We start from the raw sequence: 964 nt of genomic DNA, 5'->3' as shown, positions 1-964 counted from the left end.
AAACTGACCCCAATAATCATCATCTGATTCAACAATTTCATCGTCAGGTAAAACATGGCGTTTAATTAACTGATCACGTGCAATTGCATATTCTAACGAACCTTCTTTAGCTTTTAATGCTCTTTCTAGCCAGTCCATTTTTTCTTGTGAAACGATGGCTACTGCGCGACTATTTGAACGAGCAATATAAACGGTTTCGTCTTCGTCATTAACTTGATCTAAATATTTTTTTAGGTTAGCGCGAAAATCGCTCTGTGTTAATGCTAATGTCATATTTACCACCCTTTCTTTGTACTTAATATTGTACTTTAATTTGTACTAAAAATCAATTTTTTAAGGAGCTAAAACTATGCAACAAGTTGTCTTACCCATCAAAGATTCAAACGTTCTCAAAGAGGTGCAAGATACCTTACTCAACAACTTTAAAGCTGGCCGACGTAACTATACAGTTTTTCAAGTTGGCAAAGCTACGCTACTGCGAGTGAGTGATGTCATGCGCTTAAAGCAAACCGATATTTTTAATCCGGACGGTTCTATTAAACAAAATGCGTTCATTCACGATCGAAAAACTGGTAAACCGAATACCTTGTATCTTAAACCAGTTCAAACAGAGCTCTTATTGTACCGCCAATGGCTACTTGATCATAAACTAGAATCTGAATGGCTCTTTCCTTCCATTCAACACCCAGAGCGCCATATCACGGAAAAACAGTTCTACAAAATTATGAGCAAGGTTGGCGATCTGTTAGGAATTAATTATCTAGGGACCCATACAATGCGTAAAACCGGGGCTTATCGCGTCTACACACAATCTAATTATAATATTGGTTTGGTCATGCACTTATTAAACCATTCAAGTGAAGCCATGACTTTAGCTTATTTAGGCTTAGACCAGGCTAGTACTGAAACGATGCTGGATAAAATTGATTTTGGTTAGGAGGCTGGCTTTATGGATTTAGATTTT

Annotated in this window: 2 protein-coding genes; one reads left to right on the top strand and one right to left on the bottom strand. The window is 37.1% G+C overall.

Annotated features, from left to right (window positions below):
* Positions 1–273: type II toxin-antitoxin system Phd/YefM family antitoxin (locus HC026_RS12340; RefSeq protein WP_168926199.1), on the bottom strand; the 273-nt coding region annotated here is incomplete at its 3' end.
* 76 nt (positions 274–349) lie between these two features.
* Between HC026_RS12340 and HC026_RS12335 the strand changes: the two genes are divergently transcribed.
* Positions 350–937 carry a site-specific integrase gene (locus HC026_RS12335; protein WP_168926200.1) on the top strand — a complete coding sequence of 196 codons (588 nt, stop codon included), beginning with the start codon at positions 350–352 and terminating at the stop codon, positions 935–937.
* Positions 938–964 lie beyond the last annotated feature (27 nt).

Origin of the sequence: Secundilactobacillus angelensis, assembly GCF_012641075.1 — a bacterium.
Taxonomy (GTDB): Bacteria; Bacillota; Bacilli; order Lactobacillales; family Lactobacillaceae; genus Secundilactobacillus; species Secundilactobacillus angelensis.
This window is presented reverse-complemented; position numbering and strand designations above follow the sequence as displayed.

Bases quoted from the DNA above. Each gene is read 5' to 3' on its own strand.
- HC026_RS12335 (WP_168926200.1), top strand. From the start codon at position 350: ATGCAACAAGTTGTCTTACCCATCAAAGATTCAAACGTTCTCAAAGAG.